The 22567-nt window shown below is 51.3% G+C and carries 15 protein-coding genes; 5 read left to right on the top strand and 10 right to left on the bottom strand.

All coding sequences use genetic code 11. The annotated features are described in order from the left end of the window. Position 1: 1 nt before the first annotated feature. Complete coding sequence (locus tag DUW71_RS13105; protein WP_119395710.1) at positions 2–706, bottom strand: alpha/beta hydrolase; 705 nt, start codon at positions 704–706, stop codon at positions 2–4. 149 nt (positions 707–855) lie between these two features. Next, a complete protein-coding gene (locus tag DUW71_RS13100) occupies positions 856–1194 on the bottom strand; it encodes a peptidylprolyl isomerase (protein WP_119395709.1) in 339 nt (112 codons plus the stop codon). A 178-nt stretch (positions 1195–1372) separates the two neighbouring features. Here DUW71_RS13100 and DUW71_RS13095 point away from each other — a divergent pair, with 178 nt between their 5' ends. Further along, positions 1373–4153: an ExeM/NucH family extracellular endonuclease gene (locus DUW71_RS13095; protein WP_119395708.1), complete on the top strand. Its 2781-nt coding sequence runs from the start codon at positions 1373–1375 to the stop codon at positions 4151–4153. Positions 4154–4190: 37 nt separating this feature from the next. Here the strand turns inward: DUW71_RS13095 and acnA are convergent, their stop codons facing one another. Continuing rightward, entirely contained in the window at positions 4191–6929 is a 2739-nt protein-coding gene (acnA, locus tag DUW71_RS13090; RefSeq protein WP_119395707.1) for an aconitate hydratase AcnA, read from the bottom strand. Positions 6930–7208: 279 nt separating this feature from the next. On the opposite strand from acnA, the gene DUW71_RS13085 reads away from it, so the two are divergent. Next, positions 7209–7991: a DUF2189 domain-containing protein gene (locus DUW71_RS13085; RefSeq protein ID WP_119395829.1), complete on the top strand. Its 783-nt coding sequence runs from the start codon at positions 7209–7211 to the stop codon at positions 7989–7991. Positions 7992–8147: 156 nt separating this feature from the next. Continuing rightward, positions 8148–8609, top strand: coding sequence for a Spy/CpxP family protein refolding chaperone (locus DUW71_RS13080; protein WP_119395706.1), 462 nt, complete (start codon positions 8148–8150; stop codon positions 8607–8609). A gap of 58 nt (positions 8610–8667) precedes the next feature. On the opposite strand, the gene DUW71_RS13075 is transcribed toward DUW71_RS13080, so the two are convergent. Both DUW71_RS13075 and DUW71_RS13070 read right to left on the bottom strand, forming a co-directional pair. After that, on the bottom strand, positions 8668–8901 hold the full coding sequence (locus DUW71_RS13075; RefSeq protein ID WP_119395705.1) for a glutathione S-transferase C-terminal domain-containing protein: 234 nt from the start codon (positions 8899–8901) through the stop codon (positions 8668–8670). A gap of 385 nt (positions 8902–9286) precedes the next feature. Next, the gene (locus tag DUW71_RS13070; RefSeq protein ID WP_119395704.1) at positions 9287–9643 is read right to left on the bottom strand and encodes a 5-carboxymethyl-2-hydroxymuconate Delta-isomerase; all 357 of its coding nucleotides are present in this window, start codon (positions 9641–9643) and stop codon (positions 9287–9289) included. A 243-nt stretch (positions 9644–9886) separates the two neighbouring features. Between DUW71_RS13070 and DUW71_RS13065 the strand changes: the two genes are divergently transcribed. Further along, positions 9887–11191: an ABC transporter substrate-binding protein gene (locus tag DUW71_RS13065; RefSeq protein WP_119395703.1), complete on the top strand. Its 1305-nt coding sequence runs from the start codon at positions 9887–9889 to the stop codon at positions 11189–11191. Between the two features lie 109 nt (positions 11192–11300). Here DUW71_RS13065 and DUW71_RS13060 read toward each other — a convergent pair whose 3' ends face one another. Continuing rightward, positions 11301–14030 (bottom strand): heavy metal translocating P-type ATPase, encoded by a 2730-nt coding sequence (locus tag DUW71_RS13060; protein WP_119395702.1) that lies wholly within the window; start codon positions 14028–14030, stop codon positions 11301–11303. Continuing rightward, positions 14023–14442 (bottom strand): MerR family DNA-binding protein, encoded by a 420-nt coding sequence (locus DUW71_RS13055; protein WP_119395828.1) that lies wholly within the window; start codon positions 14440–14442, stop codon positions 14023–14025. The genes DUW71_RS13060 and DUW71_RS13055 overlap by 8 nt, the downstream gene beginning before the upstream one ends. Before the next feature lie 126 nt (positions 14443–14568). On the opposite strand from DUW71_RS13055, the gene DUW71_RS13050 reads away from it, so the two are divergent. Further along, positions 14569–16170, top strand: a complete 1602-nt coding sequence (locus DUW71_RS13050; RefSeq protein ID WP_158584076.1) for a methyl-accepting chemotaxis protein — start codon at positions 14569–14571, stop codon at positions 16168–16170. A gap of 9 nt (positions 16171–16179) precedes the next feature. Here the strand turns inward: DUW71_RS13050 and DUW71_RS13045 are convergent, their stop codons facing one another. The 3 genes from DUW71_RS13045 to recB all read right to left on the bottom strand — a co-directional run bounded on the left by DUW71_RS13045 (position 16180) and on the right by recB (position 22380). Then, entirely contained in the window at positions 16180–16797 is a 618-nt protein-coding gene (locus DUW71_RS13045; protein WP_119395700.1) for a PH domain-containing protein, read from the bottom strand. Positions 16798–16864: 67 nt separating this feature from the next. Next, positions 16865–18805 carry an exodeoxyribonuclease V subunit alpha gene (recD, locus tag DUW71_RS13040; RefSeq protein WP_199671224.1) on the bottom strand — a complete coding sequence of 647 codons (1941 nt, stop codon included), beginning with the start codon at positions 18803–18805 and terminating at the stop codon, positions 16865–16867. Beyond that, on the bottom strand, positions 18805–22380 hold the full coding sequence (gene recB / locus DUW71_RS13035) for an exodeoxyribonuclease V subunit beta (protein ID WP_158584074.1): 3576 nt from the start codon (positions 22378–22380) through the stop codon (positions 18805–18807). Before recB ends, recD begins: the two co-directional genes overlap by 1 nt. Positions 22381–22567: the final 187 nt, after the last annotated feature.

The following is a 22567-nucleotide window of genomic DNA, read 5'->3' as shown; positions in this document are numbered from 1 at the left end:
CCTACTGATTAACCAATACAAAATCGAGCACAGCATCAACAACATAGTCCTGCTGCTCCCATACATTTATGCGAGCCTCACCATCACCTTCTTGCTCGCCGTACCAACCGAAATAACCATGATTGCCACCGTCAATAGTTAGCTCGCTAAAGCCAGCAGTATAATTGGCTTGTGAATCTTGATAACGCACCGAGTCTAAAATCTGGTCATTCGACGCCACAATTGAAAGCACCGGCACATCGACTGGGCTGACGCCATAGCTAGCCAGTAACACCACACCATCAACCCCTAGTTCTGCTTGCCCATTCATCGCTGCCACAGTACCACCTAATGAATGGCCAACAAGGAAGTTCGGCGCCTCGCCGCTTAGGTGCTCAAGCGCTTGATTAGGCGACATGATGGCCAGGTTTCGTGTGGGTTTCACTATGGTGACTCTTATCTGCTGCTCAGCCCAAGAGGCAGCGAGATATTCGTAGGCTTCCGCCTCTACCAAACCACCTGGGATAAACACCAAGTTTGCCAATGGCTCACCTTCTGGTGAGTAACGAATATAATTGCGCCCTTCACTGCGAAGCTCGGGGTTAGAGATTTGCTCGCGCATTTCCGGCAATGCCTGGTACGGGTTGGCGGTATACCAAAAATAATAACCAGCCAAACCGGCAATGGCAGCCAGCAGCGCTACCGATACCCATTTTAATACTTTCATATCGCAACCTATTTAATGTAAGCCGTGCAATTCGCCCTTACGGACATCCGTGTCCGCAAACATTCGCTGCGCGAATGATTTACGGACCTACAAATCTCTCTCCGTAGGTCTTTAAATAATCGCGGAGCGACTTTTGATGGCATGAGCCATTACTTAAAATACTGCACCCAAATTATGTGGTAACCAAATTTGGTTTTTATTGGCCCCACTACGGTGTTGGGCGAGGCGCTAAATACGGCTTTGTCGAAAGCTGGCACCATTTGGCCTGGGCCAAATTCGCCTAGGTCGCCGCCATTCTTTTTCGATGGGCAGTTCGAGTGGGCGCGGGCGAGCTTGGCAAACTTTTCACCGCTGTCCAGCTTGGCTTTCAGCTCAAGTGCTTTGTCTTCGTGGCGCACCAAAATGTGTGACGCACGCGCCTTACGGTTCTTGCCCTTTAGGGCCTGATTAGCTGCCGCCGCAATTTTTGCTTTTAAGTCTGAACTCATCATTTACTCCAATCTACTCGCCTTTCAAATTTAGCGCGCGAGCATTGAACTGCCCTTTTAGACAGCCGAAAAACATGTAATCTTATGGCCACTTAATGTTAACAAGTGTGACACATCGAAGTCTGACACTACCTGTACCTAAATCACGGGTTTTTACCCGCATACATGGAGTGCTGTGATGAACAAGTATACCTTACTCGGCTTAGCATTAGCGGTAGGATCTGCTAACGCCGACCTGCTAATAACCGAATACTTAGAGGGCGCCAGTTTTAATAAAGCCCTAGAGCTCACTAATGTTAGCAACCAAGCGCTAGACCTCGGCCAATACGAAGTAAAGGTGTACTTTAACGGTAACACCTCGGCCGGCAAACGGGCGCAGCTCAGTGGCAACCTGGCAGCAGGCGAGAGTTACGTACTCGTAGATGCCAAAGCAGCCAGCGAATTGCTTGCGATCGCCGACCAAGAAATTCCAACCGGTACTTGGAATGGCGACGATGCCATTGTTGTTTACCGCAATGGCGAAATCGTCGACAGCCTAGGGCAAGTTGGTTTCGACCCAGGTTCGCGTTACGGTTCTGGCGCCATTACCACACGTGACAATGTACTCCGCCGTACCAGCACAACTGCCGACACCAATATTAACGACGCATTCGACCCAGCCGAGCAATACGCGGCGTTTGATAAAAACGATTTTAGCGATTTAGGCCAGTTTGCTGGTTCTGGTGATGGCCCTGGAGATAACGACTCAGACAACGATCAACTCAGCTGTACCAGCGATGCCCTAGCGCCGCATGCTGTACAAGGTAATGCCGCAGCCAGCCCACTGACTGGTGAAGAAGTCACTGTAGCGGGAGTGGTCAGCAATGTATTGCCTGGGTTAAGCGGTTATACCATTGCTTCGCTAGAAGAAGACACCGACCCAAGCACTTCGGAAGGCTTATTTGTTTACGACAGCAGCAACGTTAGCATTGGCGATGTGGTGTACCTAAACGGTGTAGTGAAAGAGTTTTACAACGAAACGCAACTAAGCAACATCAGCGCAAGCGTTAACTGCGGCACAGCGCCTGTGACCCCAACCTTGGTGAGCATGCCAGTGGCTAACTGGGAAGTATTGGAAGGCATGTTGATCACCTTTGCCGACACACTAGTGGTGAACGACAACTACAACCTAGCGCGCTTTGGCGAAATGGTTTTGGCGACCGAGCGCCAGTTCATCCCAACGCAAATTGCCAACCCAGGCAGCGAGGCCAATGCGGTTGAGGCAGCTAACTTGGCAAATCGTGTTTTATTAGACGATGGCTCAACCAAACAAAACCCTGAACTTGTACCTTACCCTGCGCCTCGCCTAGCGGCTAATAACCCGGTGCGCGTTGGTGATCAAGTCACCGAGCTCGTCGCCACAGTTGGATATGGTTTTAACAACTACCGCTTACAGCCAGCTCAGCCGCCGGTATTTGTGAGCACTGAGCGCCCTGCTAGCCCAGACGTTGAGCGTGGCAATCTTACCGTTGCAAGCTTCAACGTATTGAACTACTTCAATGGCGACGGTCTAGGTGCCGGTTTCCCAACCCCTCGTGGTGCAAGCACCGAGGAAGAGCTTGTCCGCCAGCAGGCCAAACTTGTTAACGCCATTGCTGAGCTAAACGCCGATGTAATTGGCCTGATGGAAATCGAAAACGATGGGTTTGGACCAAACTCGGCCATTGCGCAATTAACCCAGGCCGTGCGCCAAGCTACCCAACAAGATTGGCAATTTGTTGCTCGCAATGAGCGCATTGGCAGCGATGCGATTAGCCAAGGTATTATTTACCGTGGCGATGTGGTTCGCCCAGCTGGTGCCTCGAAAGTGCTCGACAGCACCAACTCAGCCCTAGACAACAACGGTCAGCCGCTATTTATTGATAGCAAAAACCGCCCAGTACTAGCGCAAGCGTTCCGCCACCTAGCAACCGAGCAAGAAGTGGTGGTGGCAGTGAATCACTTTAAATCTAAGGGTTCAGACTGCGATGAGCTAGGCGACCCGAACGCGGGCGACGGCCAAGGCAACTGTAACCTTACCCGCACCAAAGCTGCGCAAGCACTAAGCCTATGGTTGGCAGAGGAATACAGCGAGCAAGCAATCGCAGTCATTGGCGACCTAAATGCCTACGCCAAAGAAGATCCAATTATGGCACTCGCGCAAGCCGGTTATGAGTCGGTATTAGATGAGCGTGAACACACCTATGTGTTCTTTGGTCAGTCTGGTCAGCTCGACCATGCACTGCTAAACAATGCCGCCAAAATATGGCTGAAAGATGCCGGCGTTTGGCACATTAATGCCGATGAGCCTCGCGCACTAGACTACACCACGCGCTTTAAGTCGGGTGAGCAAGCCAACTTGTGGTACAGCGACAGTGTTTATCGCTCTTCAGATCACGACCCTGTGATCGTAAGTTTTGAGCTACCAGCAAAAAAGTCAGCTCTGCTGTCGGTCAACGGCAGCATTACCACGCACAACTCGGCTTGGGTGCAAGCCTACTACTGCCAGTTTTGCCTTAATGCCGAGGACGCGTCGCCTTGGTTGTGGTATCCAGCTGAGCAATACGATGCCATTCAAGCCCAAAGCTGGGTTAACGTCGGCTGGCAAGCGAGCCAGCAGTTTGTTGGCGGTGCCACCGCTTATGGCTTTGTTGATGGTGTAAGCATTACGTCAGCTTCACCTAGCGAAGTGTTTATAACCAGCGGCGACCAAATGATTGCCTCCCCTGGCACGCTAAACTCGCCAATGCTTACCACGGCGGACGTGTTAGTCATCGATGGCGACCTAACCGTTAGCTGGGGTGGCTCACTGCCAAAAGCGGAGCTGATTCAAGTGAACGGCAACCTAACCTGGCAAAGCCTAATGCCAGTACCAGCTCGCCTAGCGGTGAATGGGGATTTAGTGGTGCACAGCAACCTAGTGCTGCGCCCACAGCCTTAATTGAATTGTTGCCCGGCGGCTAACGCCGCCGTTCAACCTACTTCGCCATCATCTGGCGCAATACATAGTGCAAAATACCGCCATTGCGGAAATAAGCCGCTTCATTTTCGGTATCAATGCGTACTTTTAATGGCACGGTTTGGCTGTCGCCATCTGAGTAGTCCACCTTCATATTGACCGGCTGCCCAAGCTGCCAATCGCTTATGCCTAACAAGCTAATGGTTTCATCACCGGTTAGTTTTAAGGTTTTGCGGTCAACGCCCTCGGGGAACTGCAGCGGCATTACGCCCATGCCAATCAAGTTTGAACGGTGAATGCGCTCAAAGGATTCGGCTACCACAGCTTCCACTCCAAGCAAACGTGTACCTTTAGCAGCCCAGTCACGGCTAGAGCCGGTGCCGTATTCTTTGCCAGCAATCACCACCAGTGGAGTGCCCGCTTTTTGATAGCGCATGGCCGCATCATAAATAGGCAACTGCTCGCCGCCAATTCGGGTATAACCGCCTTCAACGCCATCCAGCATTTCGTTGCGAATGCGCACGTTAGCAAAGGTGCCACGTACCATCACTTCGTGGTTACCTCGGCGCGAGCCGTACGAATTGAACTGCTCAGGTGGCACCCCCTGCTCTTGTAGGTATTCGCCCGCGGGCGTAGTTGGTTTAAATGCCCCAGCTGGCGAAATATGATCGGTGGTAACCGAGTCGCCCATTAAGGCAAGAATTTTGGCGCCTTGCACGTCCTTAAGCGCTGCCGGTTGTGGCTGCAAGTCATCAAAGAAGCTTGGTTTTTGAATGTAGGTTGAATCATCTCTCCATTCGTATACCTTGCTATCGGGTACTTCCAGATTGCGCCAGGTTTCATCGCCATCAAATACCTGTCCATACTGGGTATGGAACATGCTTTGATCGACATTCGCTACAGCAGTTTCAATTTCGCTTTGGCTCGGCCAAATATCACGCAAATACACAGGTTTGCCTTCTAGATCATGGCCAAGTGGATCTTTATCAAAGTCCACCCGAATATTACCTGCCAAGGCATAAGCTACTACAAGTGGTGGTGAAGCTAACCAGTTAGTTTGCACTGATGGGTGCACGCGCCCCTCAAAATTTCGGTTACCGGACAACACAGAGGCTACAGTCATACCGCCTTGCTGAATGGCTGCCTCTACTGGCTCAGGTAATGGCCCCGAATTCCCAATACAGGTTGTGCAGCCATACCCCACTAGCTGGAACCCCAGCTCATCAAGCGAATCTTGAAGACCCGCTTTCGCTAAATAGTCGGTCACCACTTTCGAGCCAGGTGCGAGCGAACTCTTCACCCAAGGCTGGCGATTCAAGCCTTTTTCACGCGCTTTTTGCGCCAATAACCCAGCCGCCATCATCACACTTGGATTAGAGGTGTTGGTACACGAAGTGATGGCAGCAATCACTACCGCGCCAGGGTCTAGCCAAAAAGATTCACCCTCAATTTTGGTTTCTTGACTTGCCGCATGGCGGTAGCTTTGCTGCACACCAACGGCGGTTTGGCCACCTTCGGACAGTAGCTTGCCTTCTTGCGTCTCGGCTGGGCCCTCACTTGAGGCCATCATCAACTCGAATGTTGGTTTCACATGGTTGAGCGTTACTCGGTCTTGCGGGCGTTTCGGCCCAGCCAACGACGCTTCAACATCACCCAAGTCTAGCGCCAGTGTTTGGGTATAGGTCGGCTCATCACCTTTATTACGCCACAAACCTTGCGCCTTGCTGTAAACCTCAACTTTATCAATTTGGTCTTGCGAGCGACCGGTAAGGGCTAAATACTTCAGGGTTTGCTCATCGACTGGGAAGAAACCACAAGTAGCACCATATTCTGGGGCCATATTGGCAATGGTGGCACGGTCTGCTACCGGCATTTCTGCCAGGCCATCACCATAAAACTCAACAAACTTACCCACCACGCCGTGCTTGCGCAGTATCTGGGTAACCGTAAGTACTAGATCGGTTGCGGTAATGCCTTCACGCAATTTACCGGTCATTTTAAAACCAATCACTTCTGGAATCAGCATCGACACCGGCTGGCCAAGCATCGCGGCCTCGGCTTCAATGCCCCCCACACCCCAACCTAGCACACCTAGGCCGTTAATCATGGTGGTGTGTGAGTCGGTGCCCACTAGGGTATCGGGGTACAACCAAGACGCTTCGCCCGTATCGTTTTGAAAAACGGTTTGGGCCAAGTACTCCAAATTAACTTGGTGACAAATGCCAGTGCCTGGCGGCACAACACGAAAGTTATCGAAGGCTTGCTGTCCCCAGCGCAAAAACTCGTAGCGCTCTTTGTTGCGCGCCATTTCAGCTTTGACGTTGTTAGCAAACGCCCCTTTATTGCCGTATTCATCCACCATAACCGAATGGTCGATCACAAGATCAACCGGCGTAAGAGGGTTGACCTGCTCGGCATTGCCACCAGCTTTCGTGATCGCATCACGCATGGCTGCTAAGTCCACTACGGCTGGCACACCGGTGAAATCTTGCATCAGTACTCGGGCTGGGCGGTAGGGAATTTCCTTGTTGGCCTTACCTTCTTTAAGCCAGCCAAGCATGGCGGCAACTTGCTCGTTCGTTGCTGCGCCATCATGATGGCGGAGTAAATTTTCTAGCAACACCTTTAAAGAAAAAGGTAATTGCTGTGCCTGCTCGCCTGCTTGCGCGATTGGCATGTAATGATAAGACACACCATTCACTGTAAGCTGTGATGCCTCTGGTTGCGAGACTGGTTGCGACTCACTGGAATTCGACATAGGACCTCCTGTTATTTCGCGTTTCGCCCGTTGCGGGGTTTGCCCTTGTTGTTGCTTACTTCACTGTAGTGGTCATAGATGCATTCAAGCAATTAATAACGAGTATTTGGCTAGGGTGCTGCGTGCCCGCAAAAGGTTACGATTACGAAAACATACAATTCTATAAGTGGTATTTCAAACTGATGCCTGTCTATGCTGCGTAATGGCAATTAGCTGGTTCGCGAGATGAGTTTTACGCGCATCATAAAAATTCGAATAGATTTGTGGGGGCACAACACCATGGCAGACACAAAGCAAACAGCACACCAGCCGACAGAACTAGCTCGCAGCATCGATAGCTATCAAATCAGTGCGCGACTACCCTTCCATTGGCTTTCACTAGCGGTGAAAGATTTCCTAAAAGCACCGCTGATCAGCTTGGCGTACGGTATCGTTTTCGCGCTAATACCCGCCGCACTCATGTACTTCTACAACAGCACCGGCGAATATATCTATGTAGCGCCCATGGTGATTGGCTTCGCCATGATAGGTCCGGTATTCGCCGTCGGCTTGTACGATGTTGCTTGGGAGATGGAAAAAGGCCACAAGCCAACCTTGAGCCACAGCCTGAGATCGATGTTTCGAAACCCAGTTGGAGAATGGGGTTTCGCATTTGTACTCATGCTGGCAATGATCTTTTGGCTGCGTATTGCAGCAGTCATCCACGCCGTTTACCCGGTACAAGCTAACCCACCACTGCAAGACTTGGTGTCGTTTTTAACGCTAGGCACTTTCGCCGGTGGCATGTTGACCGCGGCAGTGTTTATGATTTCAGCCTTTACACCGCAAATCATGATGGAGCGCCACATCGACTTAATGACAGCCATCGTAACCTCGGCCAAGGCCGTTTATAACAACATCATTCCGATGATTGTTTGGGCAGGCATCATTGGGGTATCAATCGCCATCGGCTTCCTAACCTTTGCGATTGGCTTCGTGATTATTATGCCGATTTTGGCTTACGCCAGCTGGCATGCCTACATTGCCACCATCAAAACGAAGAACCCGCGCCGGTTTGAATAAAAGAAAACGGTCAACATAGCCGAGCCCAGTGCTCGGCTTTTTTATGCTTTCACATTCTTCCTTAAAGGCTGCACATTTTTTGCACTTTTGTCGCGCATAGTTAATCACGTAGGCAGCCAAACGCTGCTTAACTCCTAAAAGAAAGAGGTGATTAAAATGAAAGCGATGAAGACACTAGGTGTATCAGTTTTAGTACTCACCCTTGCCGGTTCAGCCCTGGCATTTGGTGGCCAAAACCGTGGCGCGATGGCAGAGCTTACCGATGAGCAGCGCCAACAGGTGCAAGAAATCTTGCAAGATCACCGTGAGCGCAACGAGCCAATTCGTGATGCACAACAAGCCGCACTAGAAGCCGAGCTGCGCACCGTGCTAACCGATGAGCAAATTGAAGCAATGCGCCCTCGCGCCCGTGGCCCAATGGCGATGTTTGCAGGCCTTGAATTAACCGATGAGCAAAAAGCACAAATTGCTGAATTACGTGGTCAACGCCCAGAAAGCCGCGAAGCAATGCACGCAGCTCTGGCTGAGATTCTAACCGACGAGCAAATTACTCAATTGGAAGAACGCAGGGAGCACATGCAAGAGCGCCGTGGCGGCAAAGGCCGCAACGGCTACTAAGCATACAAGAAAGTTGCCCGGCACGTGTTTTCGAAAAAAGTGCGCCGGGCAACATTTGCTAACCGAGTGGCACGTAACCAGCCACCTCTTCTATACGCCCTAACCATGCCCGAATCGATGGATATTGTTGCAAATCAAAACCGCCTTCATGCGCCACATGGGTGTAGGCATACAAGCTAATATCGGCTGTTGTGAGCTGATTACCCACTAAAAATGGGCTCGCTGAGAGCTGTTGCGCCATTACACGCAGAGCTTTATGTCCACCGGCCTGCTTATCGCCATATATTTCCATGATTGTTAATCCTTATTGCTCCGCTTTTCAGGGTCCAGAATACACCCAGCGCCGGTGAAAGACAGCAAACCACGCGATGGGTGCCTATGCTAAGCATAACACTCAGGCTACTCGCCTACTGGTGAAAAACGCCAAGCATGGGTTCGACGTGCTACAGCCTGGTGCATCAACCGAACAAGGCATCAGTAAAGTTATAAACTTCTATCGACAGCTTTTTGGTCAATAATTGCAACTAGCCCACAAGCTATTGTGGGCTTAAAGAATGCGCAGCAAAAAGTACGCCGCCATAAACCCACCACGAGCAGGGTGCGTTTAAGAAAGCGTTTTTCAGGAGAGTCGACCTAGCTGCTATGACCCTCTTGAATAGGCACTAGACTATTCGCCCCTATGCTCGCTTGTAATAACTAGCCCTGTGGATATCTACGCATTGCACAGTGATGTTTGTCATAGTGTGGACACAAGCAGTATCGACATATCGCTCAATAATTTTCCCAAGCGCTTTGGCCACCTTCGCTTTGAGTTCATCACTGCGGCCATCTAGCATCTGTAATGTCAGGGTTATGTGTGCCTTTTCCGGTTTATCGCCTTGCAGAAATATTTCGGTTTTGTACACCCGACTTTTGATATCCGCTAGGTCCCACTCACCTGTAGTAGCCAAAAACTGATGACACTCCTGCAACATTAGTTGCCACTCAGGTTCCGGCTGAAGATTGGCTGTGTACTCAAATACCAGGTGCGGCATGGTCTACTCCTATGTAGCCCGAGAACGGTGTTTTTTACGCTGGGCAACGTTGATCATTGTTTCCCAAACCTGCGGTTTGTAAAACCTACGCCCGAACCCGTAGGTTGCACGGCGCGTTTTTTCGAAAAGCGTGCGCCGGGCAACACTTACTACTGTGAACCGCTTAGCACTACCCAAAGGCGCCACTTCCTAATTGCGTTAGAACTGTAACAATACATGAAACCTAACGTATTCGAGGGAACAATGCGATTTCTACTAGCACTCACCATTGCACTTTTTATCTCTGCATGTAGTGAACCAGTCACCAGTGATGGGCAAGTGATCGGTGGCAGCACTAAAACCGTTGTTAACTTGCATACCTTTCGTCAACAAGAAGCTAAGTTATGGCAGGCCATCAACGAACAAAACTTAATCGACGGCATTCATGTGCAGGTGAACCTCTTAAGCTCTGAAGATTACGAAGCGCTACTTCGCAAAACCATGCCAAGAGGGCAGATTGATATCTTGGGTGCAAAAAGCGGTGCTCTTTGGTTCGACCCATTCGTGCAAAGTGGCATGCTGGTGTCTATGGATCAGCTCGGCATAACGCTTGATAATATGAACGGCCGCGCCGGTGTGGTGGCATGGGATGGTATTGAGTATGCCGTGCCTAATGCCATCCAGTTACAGTCGATGATTTACAACCAAACTGAATTGCAAGCGCTTGGCTTTGCAGCGGCGCCGCAAACGGTCGCTGAGTTTGACCAGTTGATGGAAGCTGCCCAAAATGCTAACCAAGTTGGCTTAGCCCTTGATGGCAAAGACGGCTGGTACCTCAACCAAGTCGCCAATGAGGTGGTCATGGCAGGTTGGATCAGTGATGCCACCCAACAAAAGCTTATCAATGGTACAGCTTGTTTTACCGATGCCGAAGTGGTGTCCGCGTTTGAGCGCGTCATAGCCATGATTCCAAATATGCATGATGACCCACTGAAAATAGACTACGGTGCAATGCGCACACCTGTCGTAACCGGCGATGCGATCGGCATGATGGATGGTGCTTGGACAACGGGTGTTTGGGTAGTACAAGCTACTGGTGGTTTATATGATGTAAACCCAAACTTTAAACCATTATACGGCCCCTTCCCTGGTCCAAATAACAAGATTGTCGCCCACCCAGATGGTGGGTATGCGGTATCGGCCTACAGCACCAAGCAAAGTAGTGCCGCCAAAGTGTTAGAATTTGCCACCACGGCAAAATTTGCTGAGCTTTTTGTTGAGCAAATAGGTAGCGACATCCCAGCCTATAACAAGCCATTTAATATTCCTGCTGGCACCCATCCAATTATTGAGAAAGTAATCAAACAGATGCCGAATGCAGCAGCAGTTGAGCCGTTTTTGGCACCATCACTGAATGAGAAACAACCAACCTATGGCGCACTGAGTGCGGCGGCTTGGCAAGGTATGCTGGCTGGCACCTATACCGCTCAACAGGCGGCCGAACATATTCAGAAAGGATTGAACTCTTGGGGCTATATTGGCGCTAGTAACTGTGCATTAGCCAAATAACGTAACCTAGCCCCCCCGTCTTCGCGGGGGTGACTAGCATTAGTCTAATCGCTCAACCAAAACCACCAGACAATGGCTGCAACTAGGCCCAATCCAATTAAGTTAACAATCATGATTGCTCTCCTTTTTTTGCTCGACTGGGTTTATAAAAACGCAGGCGGTTGGCGTTGGTGACCACGGTGACTGAACTGAGCGACATCGCCGCGCCAGCAATAATTGGGCTGAGCAACATCCCCGTGAATGGGAACAATAGCCCAGCAGCTACCGGAATACCCAGAGAGTTGTAGGCAAACGCGCCCCATAGGTTCTGCTTAATGTTGCGAATGGTGGCTTGGCTGATACCGATGATGTCGCTAATGCCATGCAACGAGCCGCGCATGAGAGCGATGTCAGCACTTTCGATGGCCACATCGGTGCCGCCGCCCATGGCAAAGCCAACATCGGCTTGCGCCAGTGCCGGGGCGTCATTAATGCCATCACCGGCCATGGCCACTACATGCCCTTGGTCTTGCAGCTTTTTAATCCAATCGAGCTTATCGTTTGGCATTAGCTCCGCATGGAACTGATCCACCCCGGCTTCTTTGGCGATGGCCTCAGCTGTTTGAGGGTTGTCACCGGTGAGCATCACCACCTGGATATTTTGCTCATGTAAGCGCGCGATGGCCTCTTTGGCATCTTGGCGAATAGGGTCGGCAATGGCAAAAGCGCCAGCCAGCTTGCCATCGATGGCAAAGTACACCACGGTGTTAGCGTTATTGAGCCATTCTTGGGTGTCCACATTGGCCACATCCACTTGTTCGCTATCCATCAGCTTTTGATTGCCAAGCAACAAACGCTTGCCATCCACGGTGGCACTCACCCCTTTGCCGGTCACAGATTCAAACTGCTCAGGCTCGCTGACGTTTTGCTCACCAACATAAGCCAGTAAGGCTTGTGCTAATGGGTGGTTTGAGCCTTGCTCAACCGCCGCGACCAATGGCAATACCTGAGATTCATCTTCAATAAGTTGCGCATCCACCACAGATGGTTTGCCTTGGGTGATGGTGCCGGTTTTATCAAGCACCACGGTGTCGACCTTGCTGGCACGCTGTAGCGCTTCACCATTGCGCACCAAGCCGCCATATTCGGCCGCTTTGCCCACACCAATCATGGTAGAAATCGGCGTGGCTAAGCCCAAGGCACACGGGCAAGCAATAATTAACACCGTGGTTGCCGTAACCAGCATGTTCACTAGCACGGGCTGTGGGCCAAAGTTGTACCAAGCCAGCGCTGTTAGGACGGCAATTATCATGACCGTAGGCACAAAAATCGCAGAGACTTTATCGGCCAGGTGGGCAATCGGCGGCTTAGTATTTTGCGCCTTACCCACTTGCTCAATAATTTGCGCCAGCACGGTGTCGTTGCCAACTTTTTCGGCTTCCATGGTCAGACTGCCATCACCATTAATGGTGCCCGCATGCAAGACATCTCCCTCTTGCTTATCTACCGGCATTGGCTCACCGGTGAGCATCGACTCATCAATGTAGCTATTGCCGCGCAAAACCTTGCCATCCACCGGGATTTTTTCACCAGCGCGCACACGCACCTGATCGCCGGTGACCACTTCGCGCACATCTAGGGTGACTTCTTTACCATCGCGAATCACCACTGCCGTTTTAGCACGCAAATCCAACAGGCGGCGTAGCGCCTGCGACGTGCGCCCACGGGCTTTTAGCTCTAGCGCTTGGCCAAGGTTGATTAAACCAATAATCATTGCCGAGGCTTCAAAATAAAGGTGGCGTGCCACTTCGGGCAGCAACATAGGCACCAATACCACCACCATGGAGTACAGCCAAGCCGTGCCGGTACCCAAGGCAATCAGGGTATCCATGGTGGCTCTGTGGTTTTTAAACGCCTTCCAAGCGCCAACAAAGAAGTGGCGACCCGAGGTCATTAAAATAGCCAAGGTCGCCAACCCCACCACACCCCACACCAGTTGCAGGGTTAAGCTGTTAACGTGCATTGGCAGGCCAAGCAAGCCATAGGCCATCAATGGCACACCCAAGCCTAGGCCAATAAAGCTTTGGCGTAGTTTCGACTTGTATTCATCAGCTTCGGCTTGCTCTCGATCTGCTTCGGCCTGCTCGGCGTTTTCGATGATTTGTGCGCCATAACCAGCATCTTCAATGCTTTTCACTACCTGCTCGCGTGATGCCGAGCCCAAAACACTGGCCGTGCGGTTGGCAAAGTTAATATCAATGCTTTGCACGCCTTCCAGCTGGTTGACCGCCTTTTCAATGGTGGCCACACAGCTTGCACAGGTCACGCCAGACAGCTGCAGGTCAAGAACCCTCTGACTTCCCTGCTGGATAGGCTCCGATTCCCCTGACGCTTTATTTTCTGATTCTGTGTTATCTGAATCCGTAGTTTCTGAAATGTCTGTACGATTACCCTCTGCTTGCGCTTCATCGGGCTCGCTTTTTGGCAAATAGTTCAACTCGGCCAGAATATTGTTCAACGCTTTTTTGCCTAAGCGACTATCTACATGAATTTCTTGTGCCGCCACATCACCTTCAACTGAAGCTGAATTATCTTGGGCGCGCACGGCCTTGCGAATATTGTTCACACAGCCTTGGCAGCTAATGCCACTAACTGGCAAGGTGCGCTGGCGCGCATAGCCCAGCTCGCTTAACGCTTGGGCAACTTGTTCATCACTGACCTCGCCTTGCACGCTAAGTTGCTGCGCATCGATATCCACATTTATTTCGGCCTGAGGGTCTACAGCTTGCAAGGCAGTACGAATTTTCTTCACACAACCTTGGCAGCTTACCCCCGCAGCTTGGTACGTCTGTTTACTCATCAGTCGTCTCCTGTGACCAGTCCTCAATTAGGCAGCAAATTGAGCTCCCCGTGGGCACACCGTCTGGCTGGGTCTGCCAATCAGTAAGAGCTGCCTTCATTAGCGCCAAGTGGCGCTCAAGCTCGGCTATTTTGCGCTCCGTTTCGGGGATTTTTTCCGCCATTAAATCGCGCACCGTCGGGCATGGCGACTCGCCATGCTCGGCCAAGCCAATAATGTCTTGAATTTCGTTTAAGCTAAAACCTAATGCTCGCGCCCGCTTAATAAATCGCAGGCGCTGCAAGGCCTGCAAATCATACTCGTGGTATTGATTTTCGGGGTTTTGCTGAGCCTTGATTAACCCCTTGCGGGTGTAATGGCGCACTGTCTCGCCAGTTACACCGGCGGCTTTGGCCAGGTCTGAAACAAGCATTTCATCACCTTTAGCAATTAGAGTACTTACAGCATAAAACCTTTGGGTAACACCAAGGTCAAGCATTGCGCAAAACTTTCCATTTTGTTCTATACCTAACTACACGTTTCCAACATGGACGCCGCTATGAACATGTTTTCAGATATTTCCATTCGGATAAAAATACGAGTGGTCGTTGGGCTGTTAGCAGCTTTGTTTTTCATTGCTTCGATATCTAGCTACCGGTCAATCGACGCAATGGATACTAAAGTTGAAAATATCGCCAACAACTTGTACCCAGCTATTTCGTTAGTGCTCAATGGCGACCGAGATTTCTATCAAGCTCTAGTCGCTCAGCGTGACTACATTGCGCTAGGACCAAATGGTGATGCCGACCAACTATCTGCCTTAAAAGAATCGCACGATGAAAACTTTCAACAAACGGTTGACCGTGGCTTAAAAGCCCTTGCGTTGGTTAATAGCCAAGAAGTGGATGCTGATCAGCTAGAGCGAGCACTGTTAGCATGGAAGGCACACTCTGATGAAAAAATGCGTACCTTCACTTTTGACCCCGATACCAGTTTATTTGATACACCACGTGATATGTTGGACATTTTGGGTGAAGAGATAAACACGCTTGCTGATCAAGCATCAGTTGATGCTAGCGATACCTTACAAGGTAGCATCCAGCAGCAGCTAGTGTATGCAGCCATTCTCATAGCACTACTGATTGTTATGATCATAGGGGCTCCGCGCTTATTGCTTAATCCTATTGAGCGTATTCGCCAGCGAATGCTAACCATTGGTACCAGCGAGAAAAGCCTTGCGAATCGCGTTCCGGTGAAATCGAAAGATGAGTACGGCAAGCTGGCGCTGTCGTTTAACGAAGTGATGGATCGCCTCGCTGCGTGCTTTAAAGACATCGAAAGCATTGGTAATGTGCTCGACGGCCAAGGGCAAAACCTTACTAACTCGGCACAAGAAAACAGCGCTATCTCAGCGCATTTGCAAGCGCATAGTGAAGATGTGCACGACGCAATCATGCAGCTTTCCGACAGTGCCCAACATGCCGAGCAAGCAGCCATAGAAGGCCAAGATAATGCTAATCAAGCATCGGAAGCGGTTATCTCTGGGCAGCAAACCGCACAAACGGCGAACAAAAAAGTTGCACGCCTAGCAGAAACGCTAGAAGCCACCTCAGGCGCCATTAAACAATTAGCTGAAGAAGCAGTGAGTATTGGCGCGGTATTAGATGTGATTCAAGGCATTGCTGAACAAACTAACTTGCTTGCCCTAAATGCTGCCATTGAAGCAGCGCGTGCCGGTGAACAAGGCCGAGGGTTTGCGGTGGTTGCCGATGAAGTCCGCTCACTGGCGAGCAAAACTCAGCAGTCTACTGAAGACATAAAACGACGAATTGATACCCTACAAAAAGGAGTAAACGAGTCGGTAGAAGCCATGGCCCAGGGCAATGAGCTCATTGGTGAAGCCGTTGATGATGTGGACAAAACGGCGAGCGTGTTCGGCGATGTATCAAATGCGATTAATCAAATGCGCCAGCAATCTGAGCAAATTGCTGAAGCGGCGAGTTTGCAACAACGCACGGTGTCTCAAATCACTGAGCAGGTCGAAATTATTCGTACCAATGCCCAGGAATCGGACAGTAAAGCCGATAGCTTAAGCCAAATAGCGCAAGAACTAGCGAGCTCAACTAACAAGCTGAAATCTATCGTTCAGCGCTATGGCTAGCTAACTAGATTAGTTATTTATGAACAAGGCGTAGATCTCGCCGAAGTCACGGCGCATGTAAGTATCATGCGCCTTACTCATCCAATTAAACGCGTACTCATTGACGGCTTTAAACTGTGCTGCTGGCGATGTTGAGGATTCACTGTTATAGCGAGTCGACATCGCCTCGGCACTTTGCAGGCTTTTCATCGCGTAATCTAGTTTCACCAAGTTTTCTTTTTGAATTGACGCAATTTTTAACAACGCTTTGTACAAATCTTTCAGCGGCGTTATCTGATTCTTATCCACGTCGATAGAAAACTTATGCTCGTTCAAGGTGAACTTAATTTCGACATCTAGGTCTACGCGCCCAGCAGTTTCCAAGAACACATTCTGCACTTGGTAACTGTTATAGTCGTAGCGTTTTAGCAAACGTTTTGAGCTAATGGCCGAGTCGCCATCAATATGAATGAGCGCTCGATTGGTAAAGCAGTATTCATCTTGCTTGGATTTAATGAGAAAATAGATTTTTTCATCTTCTTCATGATTTACATAATCATCTGCATCAACTTTGTCGTAGTCTTCTGGGCCAATAATTTTGCCCAAGTCTCCTAAACCAAGCGCTTCAGCTGCTACTTTTTTAAACATACTTACCTCCTTTCATCCCTGACCACTATGGCAAGGCTATTAACACTATTACAAACTCCACTGGTGGCTACAAGCCACTACTGCGCGTAACTGAGCGGGCAATGGCATCTTGCACCACGCTGTCACTTTGCGCCACCAAGGTAAATTTATTTTTGGCGCGGGTAATGCCGGTATATAACAGCTCGCGGGTTAATATTGGGTTGGCCGTTGGCGGTACCACTAATACCGTATGATCAAACTCAGAGCCCTGGCTTTTATGCACGGTCATAGCGTATACCGTTTGCACATCGGTTAAGCGGCTTGGTAATACCCATTTAACGCTGCCATCCGGCATTTGAAACGCCACCCGCAGGCGCTTTTGTTCTGGATTGTCGTGATCTGGATAATAGAGGGTAATGCCGATATCCCCGTTCATAATGCCCAACGCATAATTATTCGAGTTCATCATTACCGGGCGGCCTTCATACCAGCCATATTTTTGCGGTATTAAATTGGCCTGTTTTAACCAGTGAGTAATTTGCTCATTTAAACCATCCACACCCCAAGGCCCACGCTTTAATGCGGCCAGCACCTGGAACTTTTGGTAGCTTTTGATCACACTGATTGCCCATTGATCAAAGTCTGTCAAAACCGTCTGTAGGCCCCGTAAATACTGGGCGTACCCCTGTACCACCAATGACTTAACCGCAGGGTTATCCACAGTTTCTGGGGATAGTCGGCTGAGGTCGGAATATGCTGCATTATTGAACAGCTCTAGGCCTGTGGATTGTCCGTTATTCACAGCCCTGGCAAGCATACCAATTCCCGAGTTGGCGTCGAAGCGGTAGGAGTGGTGCAGCATCACGGTGGCTTGGTTATAGTCACTGCCCTCGTCTGTTTGATAAGCAACCAGCGAGTGGTTGCTAAACGGTTGCAGCTTTTCGATGGTGGCTGGGCGATAGTTGCCTTGCTGGGCACCTTGGCATAAATCGCCAAATACCGAACCAGCTTCTACCGAGGCGAGCTGATCTTTATCGCCCAATAAAATGAGCTGACAGTGCTCGGGCAGTGCTTGCAGCAGCGCGCTCATCAGCTCAAGGTCAATCATCGAGGCTTCATCGACCACTACCACGTCGGCATGGAGCGGGCGCTGGGCATGATGCTTAAAGCCACGACCTGCCACCCCTAACAGCCGGTGCAGCGTGGCGACATCGGTGGGAATCTGCGCTTGATCCGCTTCTGGTAACTTGGCAATGGCGCCACTGATCGACTCGGTCAGGCGTGCTGCCGCTTTACCTGTGGGGGCAGCGAGGCGAATCCGTGCGCCGGGCTGGTTGCGGGAAATCAATGCCAACAAGCGCACCACTGTGGTGGTTTTACCAGTACCTGGGCCACCGGTGATGATGGCAAAACGTTGCTGTACTGCCAAAGCGCAGGCCAGTTTCTGCCAATTTGGCGCATCGGTGGTATCTGGGCCAAACAAGTCATCCAACTCATCGGCGAGGTTAATGGTAAGTGTTTTGCCGGTAAGGCGCTGGCGAATTTTTTGCTGCACCATGCCCTCGGCGCGGTACAAACGCTGCAAATAAAGCCTTGGCGCTTGCCACACCAGTGGTGCTTGCTCGCCAACCCAGGGGCAGGCTTGAATCACATCGGCCAGCTGTTGATAGCCTAGGTTTTGCAACAGTTGGCTGGGTTTATCACTAAAGGGCTGATCATATTCGTTTTCCGGTGGCAGGCTTAATAAACCATCTGGGTTGCGCAGCAGTTCGTTGAGGTCGATACAGCTGTGCCCTCGCCCATACTGGTGCGACAACAGCGCCACCAGCCAGTGCATTAGTGGCTCGGCACAAGGCTGCAATTCATTCAGGGTGCGCACCAGTTGGCGATCGATGGCGCGAATCCAGCCACGCTCAACCCATACGGCCAGTTGCTGCTCAGGGCTATTAGGTGTTTCGCTAGTAAGCGGCTCGCTAGTCATAGGTTCGATAGTAGGCTCATCGAAAAACAAATCTCGTTGCTCTGCCATTAGTGGTGGCCTCCGCTAAATAGTGCATCCAGCTCTTTAAGCATCTCTAGGTTCGCTGGCAGTAGTATTTGCCCGGCTTGGGGCTGGCGAATAAACCAATAATGACCACCGCCAATATAGGCTTCTGGCTTGGCTGAAAACTCTGGCTGGCGGGCTTTTAATAACCGATACAAGGCCAGCATATAAAGCGCGGCTTGCACGTCGTAACGTTTATCGAGCATGGCTTTTTGCATGGCCGCTTGGCTATAGGCTTGCTCATCACTGCCCAACCAATTCGATTTATAATCGCATACCCAATAACGGCCTTTGGCATCTTGCAGGGTTAAATCGATAAAGCCTTTGAGCATGCCGTTTAGCTGGTCGGGCTGTAGGCGCGGGCGAGCTAGCTGCGGCCAAATATGCTTGGCAATGATGTCGTCTAGCTCGGGTGCACTTACCTGATTGGCCGCCAACCAAAACTCCATTTCGGCGACTGCTTGTGGCAGGTTTTCTAGGCTACTTTGGTGGTCTACCGTCATTGGCGTAGTGAGCATTTGCTGACGCCAAACATCCAGCACTGGCAGCCACTCGCTCCAACCGCGCCGCGCTAGTTGCTCCTTACAGTAATGCTGCCACTCGCTTTCTGGGCTGCGCCGGTGGGTGATGCGCCACTCCAGCATGTCGTGCAGCGCCGTACCGGCGACAGCACCGCGTGGAAAGTCATCCATGCTGAGCTGCTGTTCGCTATCTTGCACGCTGATTTCTTCTTCCAACCAGGTGGCCTCTTGGGCGGTGTCTGGGGCGGCAATCGGCGTGCGCAGCGCGCCAGTTTCTAGTGCTGAGTAACTAGCAATCCACCAGCGCTCGCGCGGGCTAGGCATGGGCAGTGCTTGGCTGGCCGCCACTTTTGGACGCTGTTTGGTGAGGGGCGGCGCGCCAGCTGGCCAACTCACTTGCTTCCACCCCAAGCCAGCAACGGCTTGTGAGAGTGCAGCCGCGTCATCACCTGTGTTTAAGCCAAGTAAGTGACCCAAACCAGAGTGCTGTAATTCGGTTTTTTTCTTTTTGCCCACAGTAAACGCAGCGAGCCCCAGCCAGCAGGCATACACCGGGCGAGTCAGTGCCACGTAAAGCAGGCGCACCTCTTCTTGCAGGCGCTCGGCTTGCGCTTGGGCCAAGGCTTGCTCATCTGGCGAGACATCAACAATCAACTCGCCATCTTGGTGGTAACTCACGGTATGCGATTTCGTTAGCAGCTTGTAGTTCATCACATAAGGCAAGAATACCAGGCTGTACTGCAAGCCTTTGGCTTTGTGCCAGGTGACAATTTGCACCAACTGCTCATCGCTTTCTAGGCGCAGCTGGTTGTCATCGTTTTGCACCCCTTCGCTGATGGCATCGGCCAGCCAGCGCACCAGGCCCGCTTCGCCGTCTTGCAGCTGGCTTTGCTGTTGCAGCAGTTCGGCCAAATGCAAAAAGTTGGTAAGTGATCGCTCTGGCCACAGGCTAGACAGTTCAAAGTAGTGCAGCCAGTTGCGCAGCATGGCCAGCACCCCTAGTTTGCGCCATAACCACTGCCAGTGTTTGACCTGCTCGGCTAGGCGCTCCCAGCGCAGGTCGTCATCTAAATACTGCGCTAGCTGTGCTTCATTTAGCATCATTAGTGGCAATGCCAAACCCGCGCGCAGCAGGCTTTCGTTATCGCCTAGGTGAATGGCGTGCAGCCAGTGATAAATTAGCTTGGCTTCGTCGCTGCTAAACACCGATTGGCGCTCGGATAAATAAACACTGTCGATGCCCCGCTCCGCCAAGGCGGTTTTGATTTGCTCAGCTTCGGTACGGTTACGCACCAGCACGGCAATGTCTTTGGCGGTAATCGGCTGGGCTGCCTCATCGTCCACTAACTGGCCATGCTGCAAGCATTGCTGAATTTGATCTGCGCAGGCGGTGGTCATGCGGGCATCATAATCCGACTTATTACCGACATCTTCAATTGGCCAATAATTCATTGCCGCCACCGGCTCGGGCATATCAAAGTGCTGTGTTTTGCCATTGGCGTGCACGGGTAAAAACGGCAAGGCGTTATCGGTTTCGGTTTTAAAGCCAAAAGCGCCATCGGCTAAATTGCTTTCGCCACGCTCAAATAAGGCGTTGACACTGCCCACCATGGCTTGGGTGGAGCGAAAGTTGGTGCCTAGGTTGTAGTGGCGCCCCTGGGTTTGCTCACGCGCGCTAAGGTAGGTGTGTAGGTCGGCACCACGGAAGCTATAAATGGCCTGCTTCGGGTCACCAACGAGCACCAAGGCTTGCTCGCGGCTTTGGTGGATGTCCTGATAAACCCGGTTAAAAATTGCAAACTGGGTGGGGTCGGTGTCTTGGAATTCGTCGATCATCGCCACCGGATATTGCTGGCGAATCCTGGCGGCCAGCGCCTTGGCTTGCTCGCCTTTTTGCGTGCTATCTAGCGCATTGTTAAGCCGGGTGAGCATGTCATCAAAGCTCATTTGCGCCAGCTGGCGTTTGCGTTTGGCTAACTGCTGACTCAGCCACTGGCTAGCATGGTTGACCACCTGCCAGCTGATATCTGGCTGTTTGGCCATCACCTCGGCCAGCGTGTCCAGCTTGTTGAAAAAGTCTGAGGTAGGCGGTGTTTTGCCTTTTTTAGTATTGGCACTCAGGTTGTCTTGATTGTACTTGGCTGCCAGAGCGTTTAAGTCTTTGGCTTTTGGCAATTGTTCAGTCCAGCCTGCCAACAGGTCACGCTCTTTGCTCAGCCAAGTACTTTCACGGAACTTATTGCCGTGTAGGGTTTTCTCACTAAAGGCTTGGTCAAGCTGACTGAGTGCTTCCTCTACCAGCTCATCCATACCGGCCAAGGCTGTTTCTAGCTCGCCGCGCCACTTTTCTATTTGTGGCAGCAGCTCGGTTGGCGAGGCCGCCTTGGGCAGGGCTTCGCCACTTATGTGCATCACACTTCCAGGTTGGACGTTGACCAGCGCTTTGCATTTGGCCAGTAGATCATCGGGCGACTTGGCGACCGATAAGAACTCGGGCAGCAAGTCGCTAGGCAGTGGATAAAACTGACAGCGCCAGTAATCGCGCGCCAGGTTTTGCAGCAGTTCGTCATCACTGTTGGCGATGGTTTCACCAAAGCTGGCTCCGGCATCAAAGGCGTGCTCACTGAGCATGCGCTGACACCAAGAGTGAATGGTGTAGATCGCCGAGTCGTCCATGCTTTGAGCGGCTAAATCTAGTTGGGTCGCGCAGCGGCTGTGTAGCTCGGGCGCGTAGTCGCCAACAAGGGCTGTGAGTATTGGGTCTTGGGGTGGGGTAAGCCCACGAAAAACCTGTGCGGCTTCCACCAAGCGGGCGCGAATCCGGTCGCGCAGTTCTGCTGTGGCAGCCTTGGTAAAGGTCAGCACCAAAATTTCATTGGGCATCAGAGCGCGCACCGGGCGGCTATCTTCATCGCCGTGGCCAAGCACGAGGCGCACATATAAGGCTGCCAGAGTAAAGGTTTTACCGGTCCCCGCACTGGCTTCAATCAGGCGGCTGGCATGCAGCGGAAACTGGAGTGGCTCAAGTACGTTAGACATTAACAACCCCATTGGTATGCGTGGTAACCGATTTTGATACTTGCAACTGGATTCCCGACAAAAGCACTCGGGAATGACGAAGCGGCGTAGGTTTTACCAACCGAAGGTTTGGGAAACAAATTATCTCGGCGATACACGTTGGTTCGATAACTAGATTCCCGCCTGCGCGGGAATGACGTGCTGGTGG

This window comes from Salinibius halmophilus, assembly GCF_003577475.1.
Classification (GTDB): Bacteria; Pseudomonadota; Gammaproteobacteria; order Pseudomonadales; family Natronospirillaceae; genus Salinibius; species Salinibius halmophilus.
This window is presented reverse-complemented; position numbering and strand designations above follow the sequence as displayed.